Below are 24,655 nucleotides of genomic sequence, written 5' to 3' on the forward strand. Positions count from 1 at the left end.
CCGTAGCCAGGGATCGATCGTCCCTGGCTGCCCGAGAGCGGCACGAACACGCTGGAACGCATGAAGATCGCGATGACGGGCTCGACCGGACGGGTCGGCAGCAGGCTCCTGCCGAGGCTGCGCGAACAGGGTCACGAGGTGCGCGCGTTCGCCCACCGGCTGGCGGACACCGAGGCGGTGGAGGAACTGGTCACCGGCGTGGACGCGGTCGTGCACCTGGCAGCGGGCCTCCGCACGAGCACGGACCACGAAGGTGTGAACGTGCACGGCACGAGGGCATTGGCCGAAGCAGCCGTGAAGGCGCCGCTGTTCGTCCACATCAGCACGAACCTCGTCTACCCGGGCGGACTGGGCAGGCCGGCGGCCGAGGACGACCCGGCCGCCCCCGGCCCGGAGTTCGGCGAGTACGCCCGGACGAAGGCACTCGGCGAGCAGGCGGTGCTGGAAGCGCGAGAAGAAGCCACGATCCTGCGCCTGGCCTTCGTCTACGGCGATGGCGACCCGCACCTGGAGGAATCGCTGCGCTGGGCGTCGACGTGGCCCGGCCACCAGCGGCTCCACATGGTGCATCACGAAGATGTGGCCCAGGCGATCACGAAGGTCCTGGACACCGGCGCGAGCGGGATCTTCAACATCGCCGACGACAACCCGGCCACGGCCGTGGAGCTGCACCTGCTGAACGGCCTCACCCCCAGTGAGGCCGTCCAGCAGGACTTCGACCCGTGGCAGGGGATCGTGTCGACCAACCGGGCACAAAAGGTGCTCGGCTTCCGACCGCGCTACCCCTCGGCCTGGGCCGCCGCGGCCGCGGGAGTGCTCTGAGCGCTCTCCTGTTCGACCGGCGCGATGCGGCGGTGGGAGCGCGTCGGCTTCCACCCGCCGCCACGGCGCAGCAGCCAGAACGTGATCGCGAACAGACCGGCGGCGATCGCCACGCTCACCCCGAACTCGATGAACCGGAAGAGACCGGCCCGCTCGACCGGCTGGTAGTCGACGTACGTCCCGACGGCGGTGTTCGAGCTGCGCATGCAGCTGTGCGGGGTGGGGAACTTCAGGCACTGCTCCGGCACGTCCACCGGTTTCAGGTCGGCACCGACGAAGCCGCCACCGGTGTGGAGCGCGTTGTTCGGCACTTCCACGGTGCTGTTCCAGCGGGCGATGGCGCGGTGCGCCGGCAGGTAGTGATCCCGCGCCATGAACACTATGACCAGGCGGAACATCGTGTCGAACACCAGCGTCGCCGCCATCGCGGTCAGCACGTGCCTGGTCAGCAGGCCGGTGAGCACGCCGATGGCGAGGCCGACCAGCGCGTAGCCCGCCTGCACGAACGGGCTCGCCTCGAACGTCGACCACGTGGTCAGCTGCGCGCCGCGCAGGCCGTCACCGAGACCCACCAGCCCGCCCAGGACGGCCGCGATGGCGCCGAGCACGATGACCTTGCCGCGCAACCACTTCGTGGGCGTCACGTCCTGGCCCCACGCGACGAAGTAGGTGCGCTCCTCCAGTTCGCGGGCGAGCAGTGGCGCACCCCAGAACATGCCGATGAACGCACCGAAGACGAGCTGCACGATGAGCGCGTAGAAGCCGGTCATCGACATCGTGTCGCCGCGGAACTCGTTGTTGATCTCCGTGGTGACCAGCCCGTACGCGGCGAGCAACGCGATGGCCGCGGTGCCGAGGACGACCCAGCGGTGCTGACGCCAGGTCAGCCAGACGAGTGCCCTCACGCGGCACGCTCCAGGTGTGCCACGACGAGCTCCTCCAACGTCACGTACCGAGCGGTCCACGGCTCGGCGATCTGGGCACCGCCGGAGCGGACCAGGTACGACGACTGCGACTTGCTGTGCTTCGCCAGCACCACGCGCCCCTCCACCGGTGGATCCGTGACACGTGGGCCTGTGTAGAGAACGTGCTGTTCCAGCAGTTCGTCGGTCTCGCCGTCGACCAGCAGCCGCCCGTCGGCGAGCAGCAGCAACCGGTCGGCCACGCCGCCGATCTCCGCGACGACGTGCGTGGAGAAGACCAGCGTCATGCCGTTGTCGTTCACCTCGGTCAGCAGTTCCCGCATGACTTTGCGCCGTGCGAGAGGGTCCAGTTCGGACAGTGGCTCGTCGAGCAGCAGCACGTCCGGACGCGCTCCCAGTGCCAGCGCCAGCGTCACGTGAGTGCGCTGCCCGCCGGACAGATCGCCGACCTGCAACCGGCGCGGCACCTTGAACCTGGTCAGCCACTCGTCGGCGCGGTCGTTGTCCCACACCTTGTTCATCCGGCGGCCGAACTCCAGGACGTCGGCGACCTTGAAGCTCTTGTACATCGGCTTGTGTTGCGGGACATACGCCACCCGGCCCGCGATCGCCGCGTGCCCCGATTCCGGCGGCAGGTGCCCGGCCAGCACGTTCAGCAGTGTCGACTTGCCGGAACCGTTGGCCCCCACCAAAGCCGTGACGCTGCCCGGCGGCAGGTCGAAGGAGACGTTTCGCACCGCCCACTTCGACACTTCGGCCGCAACCACGCTCATCGCGCTCCCCCACTCAGCACCTCGCGCACCAGCGCGTCGATGTCCTCGTCCTCCAACCCGGCGGAGCGTGCCTCCGCGACCCAGCCGGCGAGCACTTCGCGCAGCGAGTCCAAGGCCTCGGGGGCGGCGGACCCCAAGGAAGCCTTGACGAAGGTGCCGGAGCCCTGACGGGCTTCGACGAGGCCGGCGAGCTCCAGCTCGCGATAGGCCTTGAGCACGGTGTTCGCGTTCACGCCGCTCGTCGCGACGACATCGCGGACCGTCGGCAACCGATCACCCGGCTGCAACCAGCCGAGTCTCATGGCCTCCCGCACCTGCCTGCCGAGCTGCAGGTAGGCGGGCAGGCCACTGCCGCGGTCCACGTGGAACTCGACCACGCACGCTCCCCAGATTGTTCTAGTGAACTAGCACAATAGAACACTTCTGGAGAGCGCGGGAAGGGGTCCCTTCACTTCCGGTGGGGACGGGAAGTGCGGGCGCGGGACAGGGGAGTCAGCGCCCGAGCGAGGTGAGGAGCGCGCACGCGTCGGCGTGCGTGTCCGGCAAGCGCTCCAGCCAGACCTTCGCGGGCCCGGTGGGCCGCACGTTGGGATCGTCGGCCAGCCGATCGGCGGCAAGAACCCGGAGGTTCGAGATCCGCCGTGCCAGCGTCTCGTCGCGGCGGACCAGCACCGCGGCCACACACGGACCCAAGGTCGCGAGGGTCTCGCCACCGTCGAACACCGTGCGCAGTGCGTCCGAGACGAGGGTCATCGCGACGACCCGGGACCAGCCCGAGGCGCGATGCACGTCGAGGCGCAGCAGGACCAGCGCGTAGTCCAGGGGCGCGACGGGGGTCTCCCGGTACACCTCACCCAGACGAGTCCGCAGGTACGCGCCTGTCGCCAGGCCGGTCAGAGGATCTTCGGCCGCGCAGTCGCCGGCCTGTTTCGTCACCACGTCCGCCCATCCCAGCGCTGTCATGCGCAACATCCGCGAAGGGAGTGCGTCCACGTTCGGCGACACGATGTGCGACGGGTCCGTCAGCACGGCGTGCAGCGCGGCCAGGTCCAGCAGCGTCTCGCTGAGTCCCGCCCCTGCCTCGGCGCGGGCGCGGCCCAGCCGGACCAGCGCGTCGCCGGGGTCGGCGTTCTCCAGCATCGCCGCGCACACCTCGTCGACCTCGGCGAGCGGCCAGTCTGCGGGGAACGCCCAGCCTGCGGCCATGGTGGCGTTCCGCCACCTCGACTTCAGGAGGCGTTCCGCTTGTGCGACACCCACCCGGTCTCCCTCCAGTTCTCCCGATTCCAGGTGGGAGACGCAGCCGACGCCGACTCGTGACGCAACCCGCGCGGGGGATTGAGATGACTCTGCGCCGCGTCGTAGGTCACACTGAGCGCCGCGAGGAGGGAAACGAGACTTGGCGACCGTTCCTGCAGACGTCCAGGGGCCCAGCGACGCGGAACTCATCGAGTCCGTGCGTGGCGGGACCATCGACGCCTACGGCCAGCTGTACGAACGGCACGTCGCTGCTGCGTACAACCTCGCCCGCCAGCTGGCCCGCTCGCAGGCGGAGGCCGACGACCTGGTCTCCGAGGCGTTCGCGAAGGTCCTGGACACCCTGCGCGCCGGCCGCGGCCCCGACTCGGCGTTCCGCGCGTACCTGCTCACGGCGCTGCGCCACACCGCCTACGACAAGACGCGCCGCGACAAGAAGGTCGACCTCACCGAGGACATGACCGACGTCGCGCCGCCCGTGATGTTCAGCGACACCGCGGTGGCCGGGCTGGAGCGGTCGCTGGCCGCCCGCGCGTTCGCCGCGCTGCCGGAACGCTGGCAGATGGTGCTCTGGCACACCGAGATCGAGGGCCAGTCGCCCGCCGACGTCGCCCCGCTGCTCGGGCTGACGGCCAACGGCGTGTCCGCGCTCGCCTACCGCGCCCGTGAGGGCCTCAAGCAGCAGTACCTGCAGATGCACCTGGCCGAGACCGACGCGGAACGCTGCAAGGCGACCGTCGACCGGCTCGGCGCGTGGACCCGCGCCGGTCTGTCCAAGCGCGAGGCGACGCAGGTCGAGGCGCACCTCGACGAGTGCGGTCGCTGCCGGGCGCTGGCCGCCGAGCTCGCGGACGTCAACGGCGCGCTGCGGATCTTCGTCGCCCCGCTGGTGCTGGGCATCGGCGCCACGACCTACCTCGCGGTCGCCGGCACGACCACCGCCGTCGTCGGCGCCGGTGCGGCCGCCGGCGGCGCGGGCGCGGTCGGTGCCTCGATCCCCCGCCAGCTGGTCACCGTCGGCGGTTCCGCCGCAGCGGTGGCCGCCGCCGTGGTGATCGCGCTGACCGCGGGTGGCGGCAACCAGCAGCAGCCGGCCGTGCAGGCCGCCGTGGAACCGCCACCACCTGCACAAACGCAGGTCCAGCAGCCCCCTCCGCCGCCACCGGCTCCCACGCCGCCACCGGCCACGCAACCTCCGCCGCAGCTCCCGCCGCCGCCGTCACCGACTCCCACGCCGCCGTCACCGACGCCGACCCCGCCCACCCCGGCGCCGACGCCCACGCCGCCGTCGCTCACGCCGACGACGCCGAGCGGGTACACGCTCACGCCCGGCGAGGAGCCCAAGGACTTCCCGATCACCGTCCGGAACAGCGGCGGCACCGCGGCACCGCCCGCGAGCATGGTGCTGAACCTCCCGCCGGGCGTGCTGTCCACGGGAGGACCGGCCTCGTTCGCGTCCGCCCGCCTGCTGCAACCGGACGGTTCGGCCGACCAGACCGTGAACTGCCCGGCCGGAGGCGGCACGATCACCTGCGCGACGCCGCAGGGCATCGCGCCCGGCGGCCAGGCCACGTTCCTGTTCCGGCTGCGCGCGACGCACGAGGCGGTGCCGGGGACGATCACCGGCACCATCAGCGCGGGCGCCGCGATCTCGGTCAACGTCAGCGTCGCAGTCGACGTGCCGCCGGTGAACGACGACATCGAGCTCACCGTGTCGACGTGGCACGAGGTCTACTGGGACCCGCGCGTCGACGTGCAGGTGCGCAACATCGGCCCGCGCGCCGGCACGTTGAAGCTCGACGTGTCGTCGTCGGAGAACATCGTCGTGTACACGCCGTCCCGCGAGTGCACGCGCACGGACAAGAATTCCATCCACTGCGTCACTGACCTGGACAAGGGCGGCAAGTTCCGGCTGGCGATCTGGGCGTTCGGCCTGCCTCACCGGGGCGGGACGATCACCGTCTCGGCGTCGCTGGGCAACGCGAAGAAGTCCGTGACCGTGCCGGTGAAGACGCGGCCGGACCACCCGCCGGTCGACGACGAGAAGCCGCCGACGCCGGACCCGACCACGACCGTGCCGCCGACGACGACCACGCCGCCGACCAAGCCGACCGTGCCGGCGGACCCGACGACGCCGGGCAAGCCGACCCTGCCCGTTCCGACGGTGCCGCCGGTTCTCCCGCCGGTGCTGCCTCCGCCGACCGAGCCTTCGCCGACCGTGCCGCCGTCGACCCCGGTGCCGACCACACCGCCTCCGACGTCGGAACCGTGCGAGCCGTGGCCCGGCTGGCGCCCGCCGCTGATCCCGGACCTGCTCGGGTGGCCGTGCAAGCCCGCCCGAAGTTGATCTTTTGACGTAACGGAACGTGCAGGTGACGTGCCTCAGGGTGGCCGAAAGTGACACCCGGAGGCGGGGGCGGTGAGCATGATCCGTAAGCTGCCCTGGTGCTGCCAGTCGTTCGCCGTGCCCTGAGCCGCTTCCCGGAACCAGTTCAGTTCCTCCTGCACAAGCACCGCGAGATGATCCGTTTCGCCGTGGTCGGCGGCACGACGTTCCTCATCGACAACGGTGTCTGGTACCTGCTCAAGCTCACGATCCTGACCGACAAGGTCGTCACGGCGAAGGTCATCGGCGTCCTGGTCGCGATCATCGCCTCGTACGTGCTGTCGCGCGAATGGTCGTTCCACACCCGCGGCGGCCGCGAGCGCCACCACGAGGCGGCGCTGTTCTTCCTGGTCAGCGGCCTGGGCGTGGCGATCAACATCCTGCCGCTGTGGATGTCGCGGCACCTGTTCGCCCTGCAGTCGCCCGCCGTCTCGGTCATGACCGAGGAGATCGCGGACTTCGTCTCCGGCTCGATCATCGGCATGCTGCTCGCCACCGGCTTCAAGTTCTGGGCGATGCGGCGCTGGGTGTTCCCCGACGCGGGAGCACGACCGGACCGGCGCGTTCACCCGATCTCCGTAGACTCGTCGCGTGTCCCTAGCCGAAACAGTGGTCTCCAGGTTTCCGGAGCCGATTCGATCAATCGCGCTGAAGCATCGTGAACTAGTCAAGTTCGCCCTGGTCGGGGGCACGTGCTTCGTGATCGACACGGTTTTGTTCTTCGGAATCAAGACCATCGTCCTGCCGAACAACCCGGTGACGGCGAAGATCATCGCGACCCTGGTCGCCACGATCGTGTCGTACATCCTCAACCGGGAGTGGTCCTTCCGCACTCGCGGCGGACGTGAGCGTCACCACGAGGCAGCGCTGTTCTTCCTGGTCAACGGCATCGGCATCGTGCTGAACTCGGCACCGCTGTACATCGCGCGGTACGCGTTCCACCTGCAGGAACCGCATGTGTCGCGATTCACCGAAGAGGTCTCGGACTTCCTGAGCGCGCAGATCATCGGCACGCTCATCGCGATGGCTTTCCGCTGGTACGGCTACAAGACCTGGGTGTTCCCCGAGCAGAACGCGCGTGGGCGCCGGCCGTTGGACGAGGAAGAGGCGCTCGGCCACTCGTGAACCGGCACCGCACGTTCGGCGGCTGCTGATCGTCCCCAGGCTCGGTAAGACCGAGTCATGTCTCACTCTGCCGCCGATGTCGGCGACTTCTACGACCAGCTGACCGACGCGATCACCGAGCCGGGTGCGGGCAACATCCACTTCGGCTACTGGCACGACGACGCGGATCAGGCCGATTTCCCGCGTGCCTGCGAGCAGATGACCGAGCAGCTCGTCACGAGGCTCGGACCGACCGCCGGCCAGCACGTCCTGGACATCGGCTGCGGGGTCGGGGTACCCGCGCTGAAGCTCGCCGCCGAGCACGACGTGCGCGTCACCGGGATCTCGATCAGCGAGCGGCAGATCGGCCAGGCACAGGAGCGTGCCGCGGCCGCCGGGCTCGCGGACCGGGCGTCCTTCCAGTTCGCCGACGCGATGCGGCTGCCGTTCGAGGACGGGTCGTTCGACGCGGCGTGGGCCGTCGAGTCGTTGCTGCACATGCCGGACCGGCTGACGGTGCTGCGCGAGGCGGCGCGGGTGCTCCGGCCGGGCGGCAGGTTCGCGCTGAGCGACATCTACCTGCGCAGACCGCCGGAGACCGAGCAGGCGCGGACGACGCTGGCCGACTTCTGCCGGGCCGGGTCGGTCAACTCGCTGGTCAGCGCGGAGGAGTACCGGGCGGTGGTCGAGGAGGCCGGTCTGCGGGTGCTGGACGTCACCGACGTGACCGCGCACGTGCGGAACTCCATCGTGGCGATCGGCGAGCCGGTGTTCACCAACCCCGAGCTGGCCGAACGGGTGCACGGCCCAGGCGCCAGCGACTGGCTGAAGGACATGCTCGAACGCTTCAGCACGCTGCCGGAGGCCGGTTATCTCCTGATCTCGGCTGAGAAGCCCTAGTGCCGTGAGGCGCCCTGCTGAGCGCCGGAAGACGCGGCGAAGGCAGGCGGTTACGGCACTAGCGAGGTGTGCTCGGCGTCTTCCAGGAGATGCCGACCACGTCCTGGGCCTTCGGCACCGGCAGGAAGACCGCGAAGGTCGCCGGCCGCGCCGTCGACAGCTCCAACCGGCCGCCGTCCGCGTCGACCAGGGCACGCGCCAGCGCAAGACCCACGCCGGTCGAGCCGCCGCCGGAGACGCCGCGCTCGAAGATGTGCGCCGCCAGCTCGTCCGGGACGCCCGCGCCACCGTCGCTGACCTCGACGACGACGGTGCCTTCTTCGCTGCGTGCGGTGAGAACGACGGAGCCTTCGCCGTGGCGCAGCGCGTTGTCGAGGAGTACGCCGATGGCCTCGCGGAGGCGGGCCGGGGTGGCCCTGGCGAGCAGGCCGTCCGGGACGCGGACGCGCAGCGCCCGGCCCTGGCTCTTCACCTGCTCACGCCATTCCTCGGCGATCGCGTTCAGGGCCGGGCGGAGTTCGAGCGGCTCGGCCTCCACGGATCGGGCCGCGCGGGCTGCGGCGAGGAGCTCGTCGAGGACGGCGGCCAGGCGTTCGGCCTGTTCGAGGGCCGCGCGGGCCTCGGCCGCGGTGTCCGGTTCCGGGTGGTCGGCCAGGGCTTCCAGGCGCAGCTGCAGGGCGGTCAGGCGGCTGCGGAGCTGGTGCGAGACGTCGCCGACGAGCTCGCGTTCGCGTTGGACGAGACGCGCGAGGGCCGTGCCGGAGGTGTCGAGGGCTTCGGACACCGCGTCCAGCTCGGGGATGTTGTAGCGCTGCTCGTCGGCGCGGAAGTCGCCTGCGCCCAGCCGTGACGCGCGGGCGGCGACGTAGCGCAACGGGCGCGAGAGCGTTTGCGCGGTCACCAATGCCACGACCGTGCCGGTGCCGACCGAGAGGGCCAGCAGGAGCAGCACCAGGCCCGCGACCTGGGCCTGGGTGGTGTGCATCGGGGCGGAGGGGATCTCCAGCCGCACGGTGCCCTGCTGCGCGATCGGCAGCTCCACGGTCAGCGGGTCGGGGCCGGGAGACGGGCCGGTCACGCTCGTCGCGCCGCCCGACGTGACGGTCAGGCGGCCGTCCGTCGGCACGGCGATCTTGACGGCCTCGATGTCGATGCCCTGCCGGTCGGCGAGCTGGTCGTCCAGCGTCGTCGCGATCCGCTGGGCGCGTTCGGTGAGGACGCCGCGGGCGTTGTCCTCGACGAGCTGCAACGCCGTGTAGCCGAGCGGGATGCCGAGCACGAACCCGGTGACTGCGACGGCGAGCAGGATCGCCCGCAGGATGCGGCGGCGCATCAGTCGGCGTTGAAGCGGAAGCCGCGGCCGCGCACGGTCGCGATGCGCTTCTCGGCCGAGTTCGGCGTGCCGTCGCTGAGCTTCCGGCGCAGCCACGACATGTGCATGTCGAGCGTCTTGCTGCCCTTGAGGTCCGGGTCGTTCCACACCTCGGAGAGGATCTCGTCGCGGCTCACGACCTGGCCCGCGCGCTGGATCAGCACCTTGAGCAGCTCGAACTCCTTGTTCGCGAGCTGGATCTCGCCGCCGTCGACGGTCACTCGGCGGGCGGCCAGGTCGACGCGCACGCCGTTGACCTCGAGCGTGCCCGGCGCGCGGCGGCGCAGCAGAGCCCGGATCCTCGCCATCAGCTCGGCGAGCCGGAACGGCTTCGCGACGTAGTCGTCCGCGCCGGCGTCGAGCCCGACCACGAAGTCGACCTCGTCCGCTCGCGCTGTGAGCATCAGCACGGGGATGCCTCTGCCGTTCTGCCGGAGTCTGCGGCAGACCTCCAGGCCGTCCATGCCGGGCAGCCCGAGATCGAGCACCAGGAGGTCGATTCCCCCGGCGATCGCGGCGTCGAAGGCACTCGGCCCGTCCCCCACGACCTGCACTGAATATCCCTCCCGCGTCAACGCGCGGGAGAGCGGTTCCGCAATGGCCGGATCGTCCTCGGCCAGCAACACCACGCTCACGACCCCAGCGTATTCGTGGAACGATCGCCGCGTGTCACGCCACGATGCTGATCTCGAACTCGCCCTGCGCCTCGCCGACGCCGCCGACGCGATCACCGCGACCCGATTCCGCGCCCACGACCTCGCCGTCGAGCGCAAACCGGACCGCACGCCCGTGACCGACGCCGACGTCGCGGTCGAGGACGCGGTGCGTGCTGTGCTTGCCCTGGAACGCCCTGACGACGTCGTCATGGGAGAAGAACGCGGCGGCACCCTGGACGCCGCCCGCGTCTGGGTGCTCGACCCGATCGACGGCACCAAGAACTTCCTGCGCGGTGTACCCATCTGGGCGACGCTCATCGCCCTCGTCGAGGACGGCATCCCGGTCGTGGGTGTCGTGTCGGCGCCCGCACTCAGCCGCCGGTGGTGGGCCGCGGCCGGGGGCGGCGCGTTCGCCTCTGATGCCGCCGGTGAGCGCGCGATCTCCGTGTCCGGGGTGCGGTCGCTGGAGGACGCGTACGTGTCCACAACGGACATCAAGTCGTGGGTGGAGTACCACTCACGCGAGGCCTTCTTGAGGCTGGTCGACGCGACCTGGGAGAGCCGCGCGTTCGGCGACTTCTACCAGCACTGCCTGGTCGCCGAGGGCGCCATCGACCTCGCGCCAGAGGCCGTGGCGAACCCGTGGGACATCGCGCCGTTCCAGGTGCTGGTGACCGAGGCGGGTGGCCGTTTCACCTCACTCGAAGGTGAGGAGCGCTACGACGGCGGCAACGTGCTGACGTCGAACGGCCACCTGCACGAGGCTGCACTCAAGCTGTTGGCACGGTAAGACTTCCGCGCGCGACCTGGGCCCAGGCCAGCCGGCCGAAGAGGTAGTGGCACGCCACGCTCTCGTCGTCGAACCGGGCCCAGTCGTAGCGGTTGCCCTGCTCCTGCCAGAACACCTCATGCCCCTTGTCGTCCTCGTCGGTGAGGAGGCACCAGCGCTGGTCCGCCTCCACACCGATGCTGACGACGTCGTCCGGCACGCCGATCTTGGTCAGCCACTCGGGCAGCGTCTCGACGTTCATGCGGTGATCTCCGTGAGGTAGCCGAGCGCGACGAGGTCCGCGACGGGGTAGGTGGTGCGGTACCGGGAACCACCGCCGGGCTGGCCGAACCAGGGCGCGCTGATCGTGCGGTGCACGGGCAGGTCCCTGGTGACCTGGTAGCGGTGGTAGCCCTCGCCGGCCGCGCCCGGCGGCAGCGAGCGCTCCGCGAACGGCGTGCCGAGCTTGGCGAGGACGCGGCCTTCCGCGGTGCCGAACCTGTCGAGCTCCGCGCCCGCCTTGAGGATCTCGGGCTGGCTGTCCTCGTAGCCGCCCTCGCGTTCGACCGGCCATCTCGGGGTGCCGTCCTCGTTCTGGAACAGGCTTTCCCAGTCGCGTTCGTGCATCCCGGCGAGCTGGTCGTAGCCGGCCAGGAGCTCTTGCACGATCGGGTGATCCTTGCCGAGGCCCGCGGACTGCTTCGTGCTCTGGGCGGGGGTCGCGATGACCAGGCCGGCCTGCGGGTGGTCCTGCGGGGCGAACCGCGGGATCGCCTGCTGCTCCGGGGTCTGGGGTGCGGGGAGCTGCCGGGCAGGTTTCGGGGCCAGGCGCGGGAGCTGGCCCGCGGCGATGAACACCGCCATGAACCAGCTGCCCACGGCGGCCGCCGTGTAGGTGTGGCGGGCGATGTCGTAGGCGATGCCGGGGTTGGCGAGGGCCTGCTCGCGGTTGTCGAGGCGGTCGGTGAGGGCGCCTGCCTGCGGGGCCGAGGGGACGGTCTCGCTCGTGGAGTGGGCGCCGGTGCCGAGGTCGACTCCGGCTCCTGGGGCCGCGGGTACGGCGACCGGCTGGGCACCAGAGCCGAGGTCCACTCCGGCTCCTGGGGCCGCGGGTGCGGCGATCGTGTCGCCGACCTTGTTCGTGCCCGTGGTGAGGCCGTCGGGGCCGAGGTCGCCGAGCGCGGCTTCCTTGTCGAGCGCGTCCTTGAGGGCGTCCTTGGCTGCCGGGTCCTTGGCGAGCGCGTCCTTGGCGCCTGCCTGGCCGGGCTGGCCCTGGCTGGAGCCCTGGTTGCCGGACTGACCCTGCGCGGGCTGGCTGCCGGACTGGCCGGGGAGCTGGTTGCCGGACTGGCTCGACTGACCGCCGAGCTGACCCGCCTGGCCGCTCAGCGCCTGACCCGCTGCCGCTGCCGCGCCGGGCACGCCCGTCTTGGCCGCTGCGGCTTGCGCGGCCTGCGCGGCCGGGCCGGCCTTGGCGTCCGGTGCCTTCACGTCGGTGGCCTTGGCGGCCTGCTGAGCCTGGCCCTGCGCACCACCTTGCTGGCCGACGACCGCACCCACCTGTCCGGCGGCCGCGGGAGCCGCCGACGCGACGCCACCGACCGCACCACCCACGGCGCCGCCGACAGCACCGCCCAGCGGACCGCCGACGGGCGCACCGCCACCGAGCGGGCTGCCCACGGTCGGGGCCGTCGGCGCGGCCGGGGCGGCGGGAGCGGCGGACTGGGGTGCGGCGGAGGTCTGGCCGGGCACCTCACCGCGGACCAGCGGCTGGTCGAGGACCGCCGCAGAGGCCTGCGTGGTGCCCTCGGCGATCGGGCCGAGGGTGCCCTGGACGCTCGGGATCACGTCGGCCACCGGCTGTGCCACCTGCGGGACGGCCTGGCCGACGGACTGCGCCGTCTCGGGCAGCAGTCCCGGAAGCAGGCCCTTGTTCTGGGTCTCGCCACGGCCCTCGGCCGGGGGAGCCTCACCGCGGCCGTCCACCGCGTCGAACACGGGGGCAGCGACTTCGCGGCCGCCCGGCACCGCTTCCACGACGGGCTGAACGGCAGCGGCAATGGGTGTGGCCACCGGCGCTGCAGCGTTGACGACCGGGGCGGCGGCCTCCGTGACGGCACCGACGACCGGGGCAGCGGCCTCCGTCACCGCACCGACGACCGGGGCCACGGGTGCGGTCACCGCGCCCACGACCGGGGCGACCGGAGCGGTCACCGCGCCGACCACCGGAGCGGCTACTTCTGCGACCGGCGCGACAACCGCGGCAACGGGCGCGAGGATGCCGCCGGCGGGCGCACCGGAGGGGCCGTGGGCACCGGGCGCGGTGTTGACGGGCGGCGAGCCGTGGCTCATGTCCACGCCGCTGTCGAGGCGGATCGCGGAGGACAGGGTGCTGTGCAGGTTCGCGACGTTGGCCGCGGTGCCGCGGGTCAGGGTGTCGAGGCCGAGCAACGCGTTGGGGTTGCCCGCACCCGCCGAAGCCTGGGCCGCGTCGTTGTTCTTGGCGAGCGTCACCAGCTCGCGGACGATCTCGACCTTCGCGGCACCGACCTGCTGGGCGGCGTGGTCGAGCCGGTCGGCGGCGGCGTGGCAGCCGCGAGAAGCGCGCTGCAGGTCGCCGTCCGGTGCCACGACCTTCGCCCACCGGCCGCGCGCGGCGTCGCCGGTCGCGCCGGTCAGGCCGTCCAACGCACGCGTCGCCGCGCCGTCGGAGGAGGTGCCGAGGCCCTTGATCTTGTCGCCCGCGTCGCGCCAGGCGGTGGCACTGGCGCGCATGGCGTCCTCGTCCGCCTTGGGCCACGACACACCCGCCTTGGCGGCGACCGCGGTGAGTTCGGCGGGAAGCTCGATGCCCATGTCAGCCGTCCAACCTCTTCATCGCGGACGCGTTGCTCTGCTCGACGTGCCGGTACGTCTCGGCCGTCGCGGCGAGCTTGTCGCCCACGTCCCCCAGCGTCGTCGCCAACGCGGACAACACTCCCGTGGTGTCACCGGACGGCTTCTCGTGCGATGCCGCGAAGCTGCGCCCGACCGCGTCGTCCCCCCAGCAGGCACCGAACGCCGCCAGCGCCTTGTCCAGCGCCCCCGCGATCTCGGTCGCCTGGGAGGCAAAGCCCTTCAGCTCCCCCGCGCCGGCGTCCAGCCGCTCGAGGTCGGCCTCGTACCCGGTCATCGCACCCTCCTGTCGATGAGCTCGGAGTCGAGCCAGCTCTCCCGTTGCTCGTTGTCCTCGTCGTCGTCAACGCGACGACGGGCGGGCTGCCGCCCCAGATCCACGGTCTCGGTGTCGTCGAGCGCGTACTCGGCAGGCTGCAGGTCGGCGGTGCCGGCCACGAGCGCGGCGGGATCCGTCGCGGCGGGCAGCACGGTGCTCAACGTCTGATAGGTGTCCTCAGCGGCGGAAGCAGCGGCCGTCGCAACGGTCCGCAGGATCAGTTCCGCCAGCTGCTCCGGACGATGCCGCCGGTAGGCCAGCTCGGAGAGCTCCAGCGACGTGAGCTTCCCCCCGGCTCCCACCGTCGCGGTGACCGTCCCATCAGGACTGGTCGCCTGCCCGGACACGGCCGCGAGCTCGCGCTGGACGGACGCCAGCTGCTCTCGGCTGCGCCGGTAGTCGGCGAGCAGCTCATCGACCTGCGCACGGTGGTCGTCCACCGAGTCCCCCTCACACACGCATAGCCCTGGGCTCGGGCTCTTGGACGCCGTCGCACTTAGATCGGTTCCCAGCGAATTCAGTTACGTACGATCATCGGTGTGATCGCCTTCGAGGATCTGCCTGCAGGCCGAATCATCCCGCTCGGCGAGGTCGTCGTCGACCGGGACGACATGCTGGACTTCGCGAAGAAGTTCGACCCCCAGCCGTTCCACCTGGACGAGGAAGCGGGACGAAACTCGATTTTCGGCGGTTTGTCCGCATCCGGCTGGTACACGGCCTCGCTGTGGATGCGCCGCTGGGTCGACGCGGTCCTCTCGGACTCGACCTCGCAGGGCTCGCCCGGCGGGCGCGAACTCTCCTGGCTGGCGCCGGTGTACCCCGGTGACCGGCTGACGTTCGCGGCCGAGGTGCTGAGTGCGCGGCTGTCGAAGAGCCGGCCTGAGCTCGGGCTGGTGGAGTTCGAGGGCACGGCTCACCGCGGTGACGAACTCGTCTACCGGTTCGTCGCGACGGGGATGTTCACAGCGCGCGGCTGACGAGCGCGCGTCGCGTTCCCCTGCGCTCGACCAGCTTGAAGCCCGCGTCGAGGAACATCGTCAGCCGCCCGTGGTACAGCTCGCCTGCCTGCAGCTTGCGGCCCTCGGTGTCGATCGGATATCCCTCGATCGACCTGGCACCAGCGGCGGCCGCGTGCTCAACAGCCGCGTCCAGCAACAACCCCGTCACGCCTTGCCGGCGCGCCAACCGTTGGACGTAGAAGCACGTCACGGACCAGACGCCATCGATGTCGTCGGACACCGCGGCGGTGACCTTCGACCTGGCCAAGCGCGAGTACGACGCACGCGGCGCGACGGCCACCCAACCGACCGCCTCATCGCCGTCCACCGCCAGCAGCCCGATCGGCGAACCCAGCCGTTCGCGCAGGACGTCGCGATTGTCGTTGGTGTCCATTTCCTTGTTGGTCTGCATGAACCACGTGCAGAAGCACCACTCGACGGTCTTGCTCGTGCTGAACAACGACTCGGCCAGCGGCCAGGTCGATTCGGTCAGCTCGACGACCTTCACTTCGACAGGGCCCGCACCACACGCGAAGGACTCGGCCGCCCCAACTGCTCAGCCATCCACACCGAGCACTCGACCAGCTTGTCCAGGTCGACCCCGGTCTCGATCCCGAGCCCGTCGAGCATCCACACCAGGTCCTCGGTCGCGAGGTTCCCGGTAGCCGACTCCGCGTACGGGCAACCGCCGAGCCCACCGGCCGACGAATCGACCGTCGTGACGCCACAACGCAAGGCGGCCAGCGTGTTCGACAACGCCTGCCCGTACGTGTCGTGGAAGTGGACCGCGAGCCGCGACACGTCCCGGAAGCCCTCCAAAAGGGACTCCACCTGGCCCGGTGTCGCAACGCCGATGGTGTCGCCCAGCGACAGCTCGGAGCAGCCCATCTCCAGCAACCGCTCGCCGACGGCCACGACCTGGGAGCGCGCGACGGGGCCCTCCCACGGGTCGCCGAAGCACATCGACACGTACCCGCGGACGTCCATCCCCGCGGCCAGAGCGCGCTCGACCGTCGGCGCGAACATCTCGAACTGAGTGTCCAACGTCCGGTTCAGGTTGCGCGCCGCGAACGTCTCCGTGGCCGAGGCGAAGATCGCGATGTGCGTGACCCCGGCTTCGAGGGCCCGGTCCAGCCCGCGCTCGTTCGGCACCAGCACGGGGTAGACGACGCCCGGCCGCTGGTCCAACCCGGACAGCAGCTCGGCGGCGTCGGCCAGCTGCGGCACCCACTTGGGGTGCACGAAGGACGTTGCCTCCAAAACGGACAGTCCCGCCTCGGCCAGGCGCGCCAGGAACTCCAGCTTCACCGACACCGGTACGACGGCGGACTCGTTCTGCAGGCCGTCCCGTGCGCCGACCTCCCAGATCGTCACCCGCGAGGGCAGCGATCCGGATCCGACCACGTCGGGCAGGCCTACCTCACGCGCGCCCATCGAGCGTCCTCGGGTGGAAGTCGTCGTCCGGGTTGTCGTTGACCTCGCGGTACAGCAACGAGTGCACCCTCTCCACGGACGGGATGTCGTCGAACTCGAGCGGCTCGTCCGAGGCCGACTCGATGATCAGCGTGCCGCAGCCCAGCACCCGGTCGAGCAGGCTGTGCTCGAACCGGACGCTGTTGATGCGCGACAACGGGATGTCCAGGCCGGTGCGCTTGAACACGCCCTCGCGCGCCATCACCCGTTCCGACGTGATGATGAAGTGCGTGGTCCGCCAGCGCACCAACGGCGCCAATGTGAGCCACACCACCAACACGAGACCGATGATCGTGAGGGCGATCCACGCGATGGTGGCCCACGACTGGTCCACGACGAGTCCGGCCAGGTAGGTGCCGAGCGCGACCACCACCAGCAGCCAGAACACCGGGAAGAGCAGCATCTTCCAGTGGGGGTGCTTGTGGATCACGACGTGCTCGCCGGAGCTCAGCAGGTCGTCGGGGTAGGCCATGGGCCAACCCTAATCACGCCGGGCGCAAATGCACCACGTCACCAGCGGACACGCCGTGATCGACTCCGTCGGTGCCGCGGACGACCAACGTGCCGTCTGCCTCGATGCGCTGGGCGTTGCCGAGCAGCTGCACGCCACCCGCCAGTTCCACGCGGACACGCTCGCCGATGGTGGCCGAGTGCGACTGGTACTCCTCCAGCAGACCGGACTCGGCCGCGTCGCCACCGTTCTTGCGCCACACGCCTTCCAGCACGGCCAGCTCGGCCAGCAACCGGAAGGCCAGCTCGCCACGATCCAGCTCCGCGGCGCCCACGTCCTCCAGGGACGTCGCCGCCAGGCCACCCGGCGCGGGCTGCACGTCGTCCGGCAACTTCGCCACGTTCAGCCCGATGCCCACGACGACGGCCTGCGCGCCACCGGCGGAGATCTCGGACAGGATTCCGGCGCCCTTCTCCGCCTTCGGGCCGAGCAGCAGGTCGTTCGGCCACTTCAACGACGCCTCGACGCCGACCGACTCGGCGACCCGCACGAGCGCGAGGCCGGCGATCAGGTTGAGCCACGGCAACCGCTGCGCGGGCACGCCGGTGGGCCGGAACAACACGCTTACGTAGAGCCCGCCGGGAGGGGAGGACCAGGTGCGGCCGCGACGGCCCTGACCGGCGCTCTGCGCCTGGGCGATCAGCACACTGCGATCGGGCGCGCCGGCAGCGGCGGCCTGAGCCAGATCCGCGTTCGTGGACGGAGTGGTCTCCACGACGTCGAGGGCGGCGTACGGACCGTTGGGGGCGACCAGCCGCGCGCGCAGCGCTTCGGCGTCGAGTGCGGTGTCCATCACATCAGGCTATTGGAACGCGTGACTCTACGTGCGATCAGAGATGACCGACAGGTTGCCGTGACCTGGACAACTGCACGGCGCCGTTCCGCAATGGTCTCGTTAGGCTGCGACCCCATGAGCAGTGCGACCGAGCCGATCGGGACCGTCCCCGCGGACGCCCCGGACGTCCACACCACCGCGGGCAAGCTCGTTGACCTCTACCGGCGCAATGACGAGGCGGTTCACGCCGGCTCGGCACGCGCGGTCGAAAAGCAGCACGCGAAGGGCAAGAAAACCGCCCGCGAGCGCATCGACCTGTTGCTCGACCCCGGTTCGTTCGTCGAACTGGACGAGCTGGCACGGCACAGGTCCACCAACTTCGGACAGGAGAAGAACCGCCCGTACGGGGACGGCGTGGTGACCGGCTACGGCACCGTCGACGGCCGTCCGGTGTGCGTGTTCTCCCAGGACGTCACAGTTTTCGGTGGCTCGCTCGGCGAGGTGTACGGCGAGAAGATCGTCAAGATCATGGATCTGGCGATCAAGACCGGCCGCCCGATCGTCGGCATCAACGAGGGCGGCGGCGCGCGCATCCAGGAGGGCGTCGTCTCGCTCGGCCTCTACGGCGAGATCTTCACCCGCAACGTCCGCGCGTCCGGCGTGATCCCGCAGATCTCGCTGATCATGGGCTCCAACGCCGGCGGGCACGTCTACTCCCCGGCGCTGACCGACTTCGTGGTGATGGTCGACCAGACCTCGCACATGTTCATCACCGGCCCGGACGTCATCAAGACCGTCACCGGCGAGGACGTGACGTTCGAGGAACTCGGTGGCGGTCGCACGCACAACACCAAGTCCGGCAACGCGCACTACCTCGGCAGCGACGAGGAGGACGCGATCGCGTACGTCAAGGAACTCCTGTCGTACCTGCCGTCGAACAACCTCTCCGACACGCCGTCGTTCGAGGGAACCCTGACCGAGGGCTCGGTCAGCGACTCGATCACGGACACCGACCGCGAGCTCGACACGCTCATCCCGGACTCGGCGAACCAGCCCTACGACATGCACGAGGTCATCAGCCGAGTGCTGGACGAGGGCGACTTCCTCGAGGTGCAGCCGCTGTTCGCGCCGAACATCCTCGTGGGCTTCGGCCGCGTGGACGGCCACTCCGTCGGTGTGGTCGCGAACCAGCCCACGCAGTTCGCGGGATGCCTCGACATCGACGCCTCCGAGAAGGCCGCGCGGTTCGTGCGCACCTGCGACGCGTTCAACATCCCGGTGCTGACGTTCGTCGACGTGCCCGGCTTCCTGCCAGGCACCGACCAGGAGTGGAACGGCATCATCCGCCGCGGCGCCAAGCTGATCTACGCCTACGCCGAGGCCACCGTCCCGCTGGTCACCGTCATCACGCGCAAGGCGTACGGCGGCGCGTACGACGTCATGGGCTCCAAACACCTCGGCGCCGACATCAACCTCGCGTGGCCGACCGCGCAGATCGCCGTGATGGGCGCGTCGGGTGCGGCGAACATCGTGCACCGCAAGACTTTGGCCGCTGCCGCTGCCCACGGCGAAGACGTCGACGCACTGCGCGCGCAGCTCCAGCAGGAGTACGAGGACACGCTGTGCAACCCGTACGTCGCCGCTGAGCGCGGGTACGTCGACTCGGTGATCCCGCCGGCGTACACCCGCGGTTACGTGGCGCGGGCGCTGTCGATGCTGCGGGACAAGCGGGAGACGCTGCCGCCCAAGAAGCACGGGAACATCCCGCTGTGAGCGCGCCCGAGGACAGGCCGCTGCTCCGGGTCGTCAAGGGCGCGCCGGACGACTACCAGTTGGCGGCTTTGACCGCTGTCATCGCCGGGCTGGCTTCGGTCAGCCCGGCCGAGGACAAGGCGGCGCGGCGTTCCGAGTGGGCCAACCCGGCCCGCCGCGTGCGCCGCCCCCTCCAGCACGGCCCCGGCGCCTGGCGCGCCTCCGGTTTCCCCGGCTGATCGGGTGCACGCGGGGAGCTTTCGTACGCACTGAAGCTACGAAAGGGCCCCGCGTGCCGTCAGATCAGCAGGAGACGCGGCGGCTGGTGATGCTGAGGCCGACGGCCACTTCGCGGCAACGGATCTCGCCGTCGATCTTGAGTTTCAGGGTCCAGAACTCGCTGCCGTAAGCGGCCGTCCTGCGCAGCACCTGGACGTTGTCGCTGTTGAGCGGCAGGTTGCCGCGCACGGCCGACACGACCTGGCCGAGCAGCGCGTTCTCCGCGCGGTCGACGGTGTCGGCGAACGGCCAGACGGGTACGCCGTACCCGATCGGGTCACTCGCGAGCACACTTCCAACGGCCCACGATCCAATGAGCCCGCCGAGCACGACGAGCAGTGCCGCGATCCGTCTGCGCTTGCCTTCGCGATCGGAACCGCGTTCGGTGAGGACAAGCACCCAGCGCTTCACTCTGTCGAGAGTGCCGACGGAAGAGGTGGTCGCGCATCAGTAGTCCTACGCAATCGGACGACAGGGCCAGTTGGCGTGCGGTCTACGCGCTCTGCATCGGGTTCTTCATGACCCTGCTGGACACGACCATCGTGAACGTCGCGATGCCCGCCATGATCACGGGCCTCCACGCGTCCCTGAACGACATCATCTGGGTGAACAGCGCCTACCTGCTGGCGTTCGCGGTGCCGTTGCTGCTGACCGGCCGGCTCGGCGATCGGTTCGGGCCGAAGCGGCTGTACGGCGCCGGGCTCGTGCTGTTCGTGCTCGCCTCGCTGGCCTGTGGTCTCGCGGGCAGCGCCGAAGCGCTGATCACGGCCCGCGTGTTCCAGGGTCTCGGTGCCGCGGCCATGACCCCGCAGACGATGGCGTTCATCACGCACCTGTTCCCGGCGCACAAGCGCGGCGCGGCGCTGGGCATGTGGGGCTCGGTCGCCGGGCTCGCCACGATCACCGGGCCGTTGCTGGGCGGGGTGCTGGTCACGCACCTCGGCTGGGAGTGGATCTTCTTCGTCAACCTGCCGGTCGGCGTGCTCGCAATCGTGCTGCTCGTCCTGTGGGTGCCGGACCTGCAACCGGGCCGTGCGCACCGATTCGACGTCCTCGGCGTGATGCTGTGCTGCCTCGGGCTCGGGCTGCTGGTGTTCGGCGTCCAGAACGGCGAGCACTACGACTGGGGCCGGGTGGCGGGGCCGATCACGATCGCCGAGATCATCGCCGTCGGCGTGCTGCTGCTCGTGGGATTCGTGCTGTGGCAGGCGTCCGGGCGCAATCCCGAGCCGCTGCTGCCGTTGCGGATCTTCCGCAACCGCAACTTCTCGCTCGGCAACCTCGCGAACATCATCATCGGGTTCACGGTGACCGGGTGGTTCGTGCCGCTGGTGCTGTTCCTGCAGACGGTGCCGAAGCTGTCGCCGCTGATGGCGGGTCTGGTCACCGCTCCGGCGTCGCTGATGTCCGGTGTGGTGGCGATCTTCGCTGGTCGGCTGTCGAACCGGGCGAACGCGAAGTACCTGCCGATCACCGGGTTCACGTTGCTGGCGCTCGCCATCGGCGCGATGACGTTCCTGCTGCACGACGGTTCGCAGTGGGTGCTGATCCCGTCCATGCTCACCGCCGGCACCGGCATGGGACTCGTGTACTCGCCGCTGACGAACATCTCGACGAGGTCGCTGCCCCGCGACCTGCTCGGTGCGGGGGCCGGGATCTACAACACCTCCCGGCAGTTCGGGAACGTGCTGGGCAGCGCGGGCACGGGCGCGGTGCTGCAGGTGGTGCTGGCCTCGACCGGCGACTTCACCTCGGCGACGCGGGCGGCGTTCTACGTGCTCATCGCGGCGCTGTTGATCGGGCTGACGGTCGCGTTCGCGTTCCGGAGAGTCGTGGCAGACTCCGGCCGTGCGTCTGATCCTGGCCTCCCAGTCACCCGCCCGTCTTAGCGTCCTGCGGTCCGCGGGCATCGAGCCCGTCGTGCGGGTCTCCGGTGTCGACGAGGACGCGCTCGTCGAGTCGCTCGAGAATCCCACGCCCGAGGAGACCGTCGTCGCGCTGTCCGCGGCGAAGGCGGAGGCGATCGAGCACGACGACGAGTGCGTCGTCGTCGGCTGCGACTCGATGCTGCTGTTCGAGGGTGAGCTGGTGGGCAAGCCCGGCACGGCGGAGGTCGCGCGGGAGCGGTGGCGGCGGGTCGCCGGCAAGAGCGGCGTGCTGATCACCGGGCACACCGTGCTGCGCGTGTCCGCGGGCGTGATCACGGACCGCGCCTCGGCTGCCGAGTCGACGACCGTGCGGTTCGGCACGCCGACCGACGAGGAGCTCGAGGCGTACATCGCCACCGGTGAACCGCTGCACGTCGCGGGCGGCTTCACTATCGACGGGCTCGGCGGCTGGTTCATCGACGGCATCGACGGCGATCACACGTCCGTCATCGGCATCAGCCTGCCGCTCACCCGCCGGCTGCTCGGCCACGTGGGTGTTCCGGTGTCCGCACTCTGGTAGACGCTGGTCACACTTCCTCTGATCAGGGAAGACTGCCCTTCTGACGAGAGTTGGCGTGCGTAGGGGAACGAGTCTTTGACGCGGGATCGCGGGGTCCTGGACATTCAGATTGTCCGGGGAGTACGAAACCTCTCCCATGTCGGATTTGACCGCTCCCGACGCCCATTCGCTCGTTCCTGTGCAGGAGATCCCTGTGTCGTTCGTGCAGACATACCGCAAGCCCAAAGTCTTCGGCCTGACAGTTCTCGGCGCGCTCATGCTCGGCGCGCTGGCCGGCTGGCTCGGCAAGGGCACGTGGCTCGCGCCCGTGCTGACCAAGATCGGTTCCACTTTCACGGCGCTGCTGCAGCTGACGGTGATCCCGTTGGTGTTCACCGCGATCGTGGTGGGCATCGCCTCGCTGCGGAACCTCGGCGGCGGCCGCACCGCCGCCCGGCTCGGCGGCAAGACGTTCCTGTGGTTCGCCATCACGTCGTTCATCGCAGTGCTGATCGGCCTCGCGGTCGGCGCGATCATCAAGCCCGGCCAGGGCGTGCAGATCGAGCCCGCCGCCGGTGCGGTCGACAAGCTCGCGAAGCGCGCGTCCGGCTCGTGGAACGCGTTGCTCGACAATTTGGTGCCCACCAACATCTTCAGCGCGTTCACCGAGGGCGACGTGCTGCAGGTCGTGTTCATCGCGGTGCTGGTCGGCTTCGCCGCCTACGCGCTCGGTGAGAAGGCGGCGCCGTTCACGAACCTGGTGCGGTCGTTCTTCGACCTCGTGCAGAAGGTCGTCGGCTGGATCATCCTGCTGGCGCCGATCGGCATCTTCGGTCTTATCGGCAACGCCGTCGCGTCGTACGGCAACGCGTTCGTGAAGCCGTTGTTCTCGTTGATCCTGGCCGTGTACGCCGGCACGCTGCTGGTGCTGTTCGTCGTCTACCCGATCCTGCTGAGGTTCGTCGGCAAGACCTCGCCCGTCGAGTTCTTCCGCAAGGCGGGCACTGCGATCCAGTTCGCGTTCGTGTCGCGCTCGTCGGGCGCCACGCTTCCGTTGTCCCGCAAGGCGGTCGCCGACCTCGGCGTCTCGCAGGAGTACGCGAACTTCGCCGTGCCGCTGGGCACGACGACCAAGATGGACGGATGCGCCGCGGTCTACCCGGCCGTCGCGACGATCTTCATCGCGAACCTGTTCGGCATCCAGCTCTCGGTGTGGCAGTACGCCGGCATCGTGCTCGTCGCCGTGTTCGGCGCGCTCGCGACCGCCGGGACCACCGGCTGGTACACGATGCTCACGCTGACGCTGAGCGTGGTCGGCCTGCCGCCGCAGGTGATCGCGACCGGGGTGGCTGTGGTCTACGCGATCGACCCGATCCTCGACATGGTGCGCACCGCGACCAACGTCGCCGGCCAGATCACCGTGCCGGTGCTGGTGGCGCGCAGCGAGGGCCTGATCGCGGAACCGGCTGAGGACCGCGAACTCGTCAACGCCTAGGAATCAGCGCACGGACGGATCTGCGACATCTTCGGCGCCGGTGCGGGCCAGCCAGGGAGCTGGTCTCGCGCCGGCGCCGACGTCGTGCAGCCGACGTCCGGTCCCAGCGCCGAGAACACCTGCACGAATGCGTCGTTGCACAGGCCGTCGCACGCACGCTGGACGGCGACGATGTCCGCCGTGCCGTCCTCGTTGACGTCGTGCAGTCCGAGGTAACCGGCGCTCGAGAGGTACGCCGCCTGCGCGCGCGACCACGTGCCGCCCTTGCGGATCAGCACCTCGCCGTACACCGCGTCGCCGTCCGCCCCGCGCACCAGGCACACGCTGGTCGGGGCCTCCTGGCACAGCAGCGAGTCGTCGTTGATCTTCGCGCCCGACTCGGCGATGGTCATCTCGAAGATGAACGGGCCGGACTCGCCGGTGACCCTGATCCGCCCGCCGCCGGTACCGCCGAGCAGTTCGACGAGGTCGTTGCCGACCGATTTGCCGACGATGGTCTGACAGACCGTCGTTCCACAGCGCAAACCGGTGTCGGTGGTTTGAGCTGAATCGGTGTTGTTCGGCCGTTGGAAATAGGCGAACACCACCCCGGCGACGACGACCACGGCCGCCACGACAGCGATCACCTGCACCGACCTGGATCCACCCACAGCGCAGATTGTGACGGATGGGCCCAGGATGGATGTGAAGTGAGCCGTCTCTCGCTCTCGAATGTCACCGATTTCCGTAGACTGCGGCACCAGCCAGAGCCGTAATTGCCGGTCCAGCA

28 protein-coding genes are annotated in these 24,655 nt (G+C 70.1%); 12 read left to right on the forward strand and 16 right to left on the reverse strand.

All coding sequences use genetic code 11. The features are described from left to right. The first annotated feature begins 60 nt into the window (after positions 1 to 60). The gene (locus ACIA8G_RS17240; protein WP_396419461.1) at positions 61 to 822 is read left to right on the forward strand and encodes an NAD-dependent epimerase/dehydratase family protein; all 762 of its coding nucleotides are present in this window, start codon (positions 61 to 63) and stop codon (positions 820 to 822) included. Here ACIA8G_RS17240 and ACIA8G_RS17245 read toward each other — a convergent pair. From ACIA8G_RS17245 to ACIA8G_RS17260, 4 genes are all read right to left on the reverse strand, one after another. Further along, entirely contained in the window at positions 780 to 1,727 is a 948-nt protein-coding gene (locus ACIA8G_RS17245; RefSeq protein WP_396419462.1) for a hypothetical protein, read from the reverse strand. The two genes, ACIA8G_RS17240 and ACIA8G_RS17245, sit on opposite strands and share 43 nt — an antisense overlap. Continuing rightward, positions 1,724 to 2,518 (reverse strand): ATP-binding cassette domain-containing protein, encoded by a 795-nt coding sequence (locus ACIA8G_RS17250; protein ID WP_396419463.1) that lies wholly within the window; start codon positions 2,516 to 2,518, stop codon positions 1,724 to 1,726. Before ACIA8G_RS17250 ends, ACIA8G_RS17245 begins: the two co-directional genes overlap by 4 nt. Continuing rightward, complete coding sequence (locus tag ACIA8G_RS17255; RefSeq protein WP_396419464.1) at positions 2,515 to 2,895, reverse strand: GntR family transcriptional regulator; 381 nt, start codon at positions 2,893 to 2,895, stop codon at positions 2,515 to 2,517. The genes ACIA8G_RS17250 and ACIA8G_RS17255 overlap by 4 nt, the downstream gene beginning before the upstream one ends. A 115-nt stretch (positions 2,896 to 3,010) precedes the next feature. Continuing rightward, entirely contained in the window at positions 3,011 to 3,778 is a 768-nt protein-coding gene (locus ACIA8G_RS17260) for a GGDEF domain-containing protein (protein WP_396419465.1), read from the reverse strand. Between the two features lie 139 nt (positions 3,779 to 3,917). On the opposite strand from ACIA8G_RS17260, the gene ACIA8G_RS17265 reads away from it, so the two are divergent. The 4 genes from ACIA8G_RS17265 (at position 3,918) to ACIA8G_RS17280 (ending at position 8,165) form a co-directional block, all read left to right on the forward strand. Continuing rightward, positions 3,918 to 6,122 carry a sigma-70 family RNA polymerase sigma factor gene (locus ACIA8G_RS17265; protein WP_396419466.1) on the forward strand — a complete coding sequence of 735 codons (2,205 nt, stop codon included), beginning with the start codon at positions 3,918 to 3,920 and terminating at the stop codon, positions 6,120 to 6,122. A gap of 101 nt (positions 6,123 to 6,223) precedes the next feature. After that, positions 6,224 to 6,823 carry a GtrA family protein gene (locus ACIA8G_RS17270; RefSeq protein WP_396419679.1) on the forward strand — a complete coding sequence of 200 codons (600 nt, stop codon included), beginning with the start codon at positions 6,224 to 6,226 and terminating at the stop codon, positions 6,821 to 6,823. Continuing rightward, complete coding sequence (locus ACIA8G_RS17275) at positions 6,753 to 7,286, forward strand: GtrA family protein (protein WP_396419467.1); 534 nt, start codon at positions 6,753 to 6,755, stop codon at positions 7,284 to 7,286. The genes ACIA8G_RS17270 and ACIA8G_RS17275 overlap by 71 nt, the downstream gene beginning before the upstream one ends. A 57-nt stretch (positions 7,287 to 7,343) precedes the next feature. Further along, positions 7,344 to 8,165, forward strand: coding sequence for a methyltransferase domain-containing protein (locus ACIA8G_RS17280; RefSeq protein ID WP_396419468.1), 822 nt, complete (start codon positions 7,344 to 7,346; stop codon positions 8,163 to 8,165). Positions 8,166 to 8,223: 58 nt separating this feature from the next. Here ACIA8G_RS17280 and ACIA8G_RS17285 read toward each other — a convergent pair whose 3' ends face one another. Then, positions 8,224 to 9,498: an ATP-binding protein gene (locus ACIA8G_RS17285; protein WP_396419469.1), complete on the reverse strand. Its 1,275-nt coding sequence runs from the start codon at positions 9,496 to 9,498 to the stop codon at positions 8,224 to 8,226. Beyond that, the gene (locus tag ACIA8G_RS17290) at positions 9,498 to 10,172 is read right to left on the reverse strand and encodes a response regulator transcription factor (RefSeq protein ID WP_396419470.1); all 675 of its coding nucleotides are present in this window, start codon (positions 10,170 to 10,172) and stop codon (positions 9,498 to 9,500) included. Before ACIA8G_RS17290 ends, ACIA8G_RS17285 begins: the two co-directional genes overlap by 1 nt. Before the next feature lie 31 nt (positions 10,173 to 10,203). Between ACIA8G_RS17290 and hisN the strand changes: the two genes are divergently transcribed. Continuing rightward, complete coding sequence (gene hisN / locus ACIA8G_RS17295; protein ID WP_396419471.1) at positions 10,204 to 10,983, forward strand: histidinol-phosphatase; 780 nt, start codon at positions 10,204 to 10,206, stop codon at positions 10,981 to 10,983. Here the strand turns inward: hisN and ACIA8G_RS17300 are convergent. Genes ACIA8G_RS17300 through ACIA8G_RS17315 form a run of 4 tightly spaced genes read right to left on the reverse strand, consistent with a single transcriptional unit; the run spans position 10,964 to position 14,616 of the window. After that, positions 10,964 to 11,224, reverse strand: coding sequence for a hypothetical protein (locus ACIA8G_RS17300; RefSeq protein WP_396419472.1), 261 nt, complete (start codon positions 11,222 to 11,224; stop codon positions 10,964 to 10,966). The two genes, hisN and ACIA8G_RS17300, sit on opposite strands and share 20 nt — an antisense overlap. Beyond that, the gene (locus tag ACIA8G_RS17305; RefSeq protein ID WP_396419473.1) at positions 11,221 to 13,818 is read right to left on the reverse strand and encodes a TNT domain-containing protein; all 2,598 of its coding nucleotides are present in this window, start codon (positions 13,816 to 13,818) and stop codon (positions 11,221 to 11,223) included. The genes ACIA8G_RS17300 and ACIA8G_RS17305 overlap by 4 nt, the downstream gene beginning before the upstream one ends. 1 nt (position 13,819) lies before the next feature. Further along, a complete protein-coding gene (locus tag ACIA8G_RS17310) occupies positions 13,820 to 14,134 on the reverse strand; it encodes a WXG100 family type VII secretion target (protein ID WP_396419474.1) in 315 nt (104 codons plus the stop codon). Next, positions 14,131 to 14,616 carry a YbaB/EbfC family nucleoid-associated protein gene (locus ACIA8G_RS17315; RefSeq protein ID WP_396419475.1) on the reverse strand — a complete coding sequence of 162 codons (486 nt, stop codon included), beginning with the start codon at positions 14,614 to 14,616 and terminating at the stop codon, positions 14,131 to 14,133. Before ACIA8G_RS17315 ends, ACIA8G_RS17310 begins: the two co-directional genes overlap by 4 nt. Before the next feature lie 99 nt (positions 14,617 to 14,715). Between ACIA8G_RS17315 and ACIA8G_RS17320 the strand changes: the two genes are divergently transcribed. After that, complete coding sequence (locus ACIA8G_RS17320) at positions 14,716 to 15,153, forward strand: MaoC family dehydratase (protein ID WP_396419476.1); 438 nt, start codon at positions 14,716 to 14,718, stop codon at positions 15,151 to 15,153. Here the strand turns inward: ACIA8G_RS17320 and ACIA8G_RS17325 are convergent. The 4 genes from ACIA8G_RS17325 to ACIA8G_RS17340 are packed head-to-tail and all read right to left on the reverse strand — an operon-like array spanning position 15,137 to position 17,951. Beyond that, positions 15,137 to 15,682 carry a GNAT family N-acetyltransferase gene (locus ACIA8G_RS17325; protein WP_396419477.1) on the reverse strand — a complete coding sequence of 182 codons (546 nt, stop codon included), beginning with the start codon at positions 15,680 to 15,682 and terminating at the stop codon, positions 15,137 to 15,139. The genes ACIA8G_RS17320 and ACIA8G_RS17325 overlap by 17 nt on opposite strands. Continuing rightward, positions 15,679 to 16,608 carry a hydroxymethylglutaryl-CoA lyase gene (locus ACIA8G_RS17330; RefSeq protein WP_396419478.1) on the reverse strand — a complete coding sequence of 310 codons (930 nt, stop codon included), beginning with the start codon at positions 16,606 to 16,608 and terminating at the stop codon, positions 15,679 to 15,681. The genes ACIA8G_RS17325 and ACIA8G_RS17330 overlap by 4 nt, the downstream gene beginning before the upstream one ends. After that, a complete protein-coding gene (locus tag ACIA8G_RS17335; protein WP_396419479.1) occupies positions 16,595 to 17,119 on the reverse strand; it encodes a PH domain-containing protein in 525 nt (174 codons plus the stop codon). The genes ACIA8G_RS17330 and ACIA8G_RS17335 overlap by 14 nt, the downstream gene beginning before the upstream one ends. A 13-nt stretch (positions 17,120 to 17,132) precedes the next feature. Beyond that, entirely contained in the window at positions 17,133 to 17,951 is an 819-nt protein-coding gene (locus ACIA8G_RS17340) for a biotin--[acetyl-CoA-carboxylase] ligase (protein WP_396419480.1), read from the reverse strand. 117 nt (positions 17,952 to 18,068) lie between these two features. Between ACIA8G_RS17340 and ACIA8G_RS17345 the strand changes: the two genes are divergently transcribed. Continuing rightward, positions 18,069 to 19,706: an acyl-CoA carboxylase subunit beta gene (locus ACIA8G_RS17345; RefSeq protein WP_396419481.1), complete on the forward strand. Its 1,638-nt coding sequence runs from the start codon at positions 18,069 to 18,071 to the stop codon at positions 19,704 to 19,706. Further along, complete coding sequence (locus tag ACIA8G_RS17350; RefSeq protein WP_396419482.1) at positions 19,703 to 19,924, forward strand: acyl-CoA carboxylase subunit epsilon; 222 nt, start codon at positions 19,703 to 19,705, stop codon at positions 19,922 to 19,924. Before ACIA8G_RS17345 ends, ACIA8G_RS17350 begins: the two co-directional genes overlap by 4 nt. Positions 19,925 to 19,988: 64 nt before the next feature. Here the strand turns inward: ACIA8G_RS17350 and ACIA8G_RS17355 are convergent, their stop codons facing one another. Then, on the reverse strand, positions 19,989 to 20,375 hold the full coding sequence (locus ACIA8G_RS17355) for a hypothetical protein (protein ID WP_396419483.1): 387 nt from the start codon (positions 20,373 to 20,375) through the stop codon (positions 19,989 to 19,991). 35 nt (positions 20,376 to 20,410) lie between these two features. On the opposite strand from ACIA8G_RS17355, the gene ACIA8G_RS17360 reads away from it, so the two are divergent. The 3 genes from ACIA8G_RS17360 to ACIA8G_RS17370 all read left to right on the forward strand — a co-directional run bounded on the left by ACIA8G_RS17360 (position 20,411) and on the right by ACIA8G_RS17370 (position 23,886). Then, positions 20,411 to 21,853, forward strand: coding sequence for an MFS transporter (locus tag ACIA8G_RS17360; protein WP_396419680.1), 1,443 nt, complete (start codon positions 20,411 to 20,413; stop codon positions 21,851 to 21,853). Beyond that, positions 21,813 to 22,412, forward strand: coding sequence for a Maf family protein (locus tag ACIA8G_RS17365; protein ID WP_396419484.1), 600 nt, complete (start codon positions 21,813 to 21,815; stop codon positions 22,410 to 22,412). The genes ACIA8G_RS17360 and ACIA8G_RS17365 overlap by 41 nt, the downstream gene beginning before the upstream one ends. A 193-nt stretch (positions 22,413 to 22,605) precedes the next feature. Next, complete coding sequence (locus tag ACIA8G_RS17370) at positions 22,606 to 23,886, forward strand: dicarboxylate/amino acid:cation symporter (RefSeq protein ID WP_396419681.1); 1,281 nt, start codon at positions 22,606 to 22,608, stop codon at positions 23,884 to 23,886. On the opposite strand, the gene ACIA8G_RS17375 is transcribed toward ACIA8G_RS17370, so the two are convergent. Further along, positions 23,883 to 24,536: a hypothetical protein gene (locus ACIA8G_RS17375; RefSeq protein ID WP_396419485.1), complete on the reverse strand. Its 654-nt coding sequence runs from the start codon at positions 24,534 to 24,536 to the stop codon at positions 23,883 to 23,885. The genes ACIA8G_RS17370 and ACIA8G_RS17375 overlap by 4 nt on opposite strands. Positions 24,537 to 24,655 lie beyond the last annotated feature (119 nt).

The organism is Lentzea sp. NPDC051213, assembly GCF_044455585.1.
In the GTDB taxonomy this organism is placed as follows: domain Bacteria; phylum Actinomycetota; class Actinomycetes; order Mycobacteriales; family Pseudonocardiaceae; genus Lentzea.

What these genes read in the sequence shown, in the direction of transcription:
- ACIA8G_RS17240 (WP_396419461.1), top strand. Translation starts at nt 61, where the DNA reads ATGAAGATCGCGATGACGGGCTCGACCGGACGGGTCGGCAGCAGGCTC.
- ACIA8G_RS17335 (WP_396419479.1), bottom strand. Translation starts at nt 17,119, where the DNA reads ATGGCCTACCCCGACGACCTGCTGAGCTCCGGCGAGCACGTCGTGATC.
- ACIA8G_RS17310 (WP_396419474.1), bottom strand. Translation starts at nt 14,134, where the DNA reads ATGACCGGGTACGAGGCCGACCTCGAGCGGCTGGACGCCGGCGCGGGG.
- ACIA8G_RS17345 (WP_396419481.1), top strand. Translation starts at nt 18,069, where the DNA reads ATGAGCAGTGCGACCGAGCCGATCGGGACCGTCCCCGCGGACGCCCCG.
- ACIA8G_RS17250 (WP_396419463.1), bottom strand. Translation starts at nt 2,518, where the DNA reads ATGAGCGTGGTTGCGGCCGAAGTGTCGAAGTGGGCGGTGCGAAACGTC.
- ACIA8G_RS17305 (WP_396419473.1), bottom strand. Translation starts at nt 13,818, where the DNA reads ATGGGCATCGAGCTTCCCGCCGAACTCACCGCGGTCGCCGCCAAGGCG.
- ACIA8G_RS17285 (WP_396419469.1), bottom strand. Translation starts at nt 9,498, where the DNA reads ATGCGCCGCCGCATCCTGCGGGCGATCCTGCTCGCCGTCGCAGTCACC.
- ACIA8G_RS17300 (WP_396419472.1), bottom strand. Translation starts at nt 11,224, where the DNA reads ATGAACGTCGAGACGCTGCCCGAGTGGCTGACCAAGATCGGCGTGCCG.
- ACIA8G_RS17340 (WP_396419480.1), bottom strand. Translation starts at nt 17,951, where the DNA reads ATGGACACCGCACTCGACGCCGAAGCGCTGCGCGCGCGGCTGGTCGCC.
- ACIA8G_RS17280 (WP_396419468.1), top strand. Translation starts at nt 7,344, where the DNA reads ATGTCTCACTCTGCCGCCGATGTCGGCGACTTCTACGACCAGCTGACC.
- ACIA8G_RS17330 (WP_396419478.1), bottom strand. Translation starts at nt 16,608, where the DNA reads ATGGGCGCGCGTGAGGTAGGCCTGCCCGACGTGGTCGGATCCGGATCG.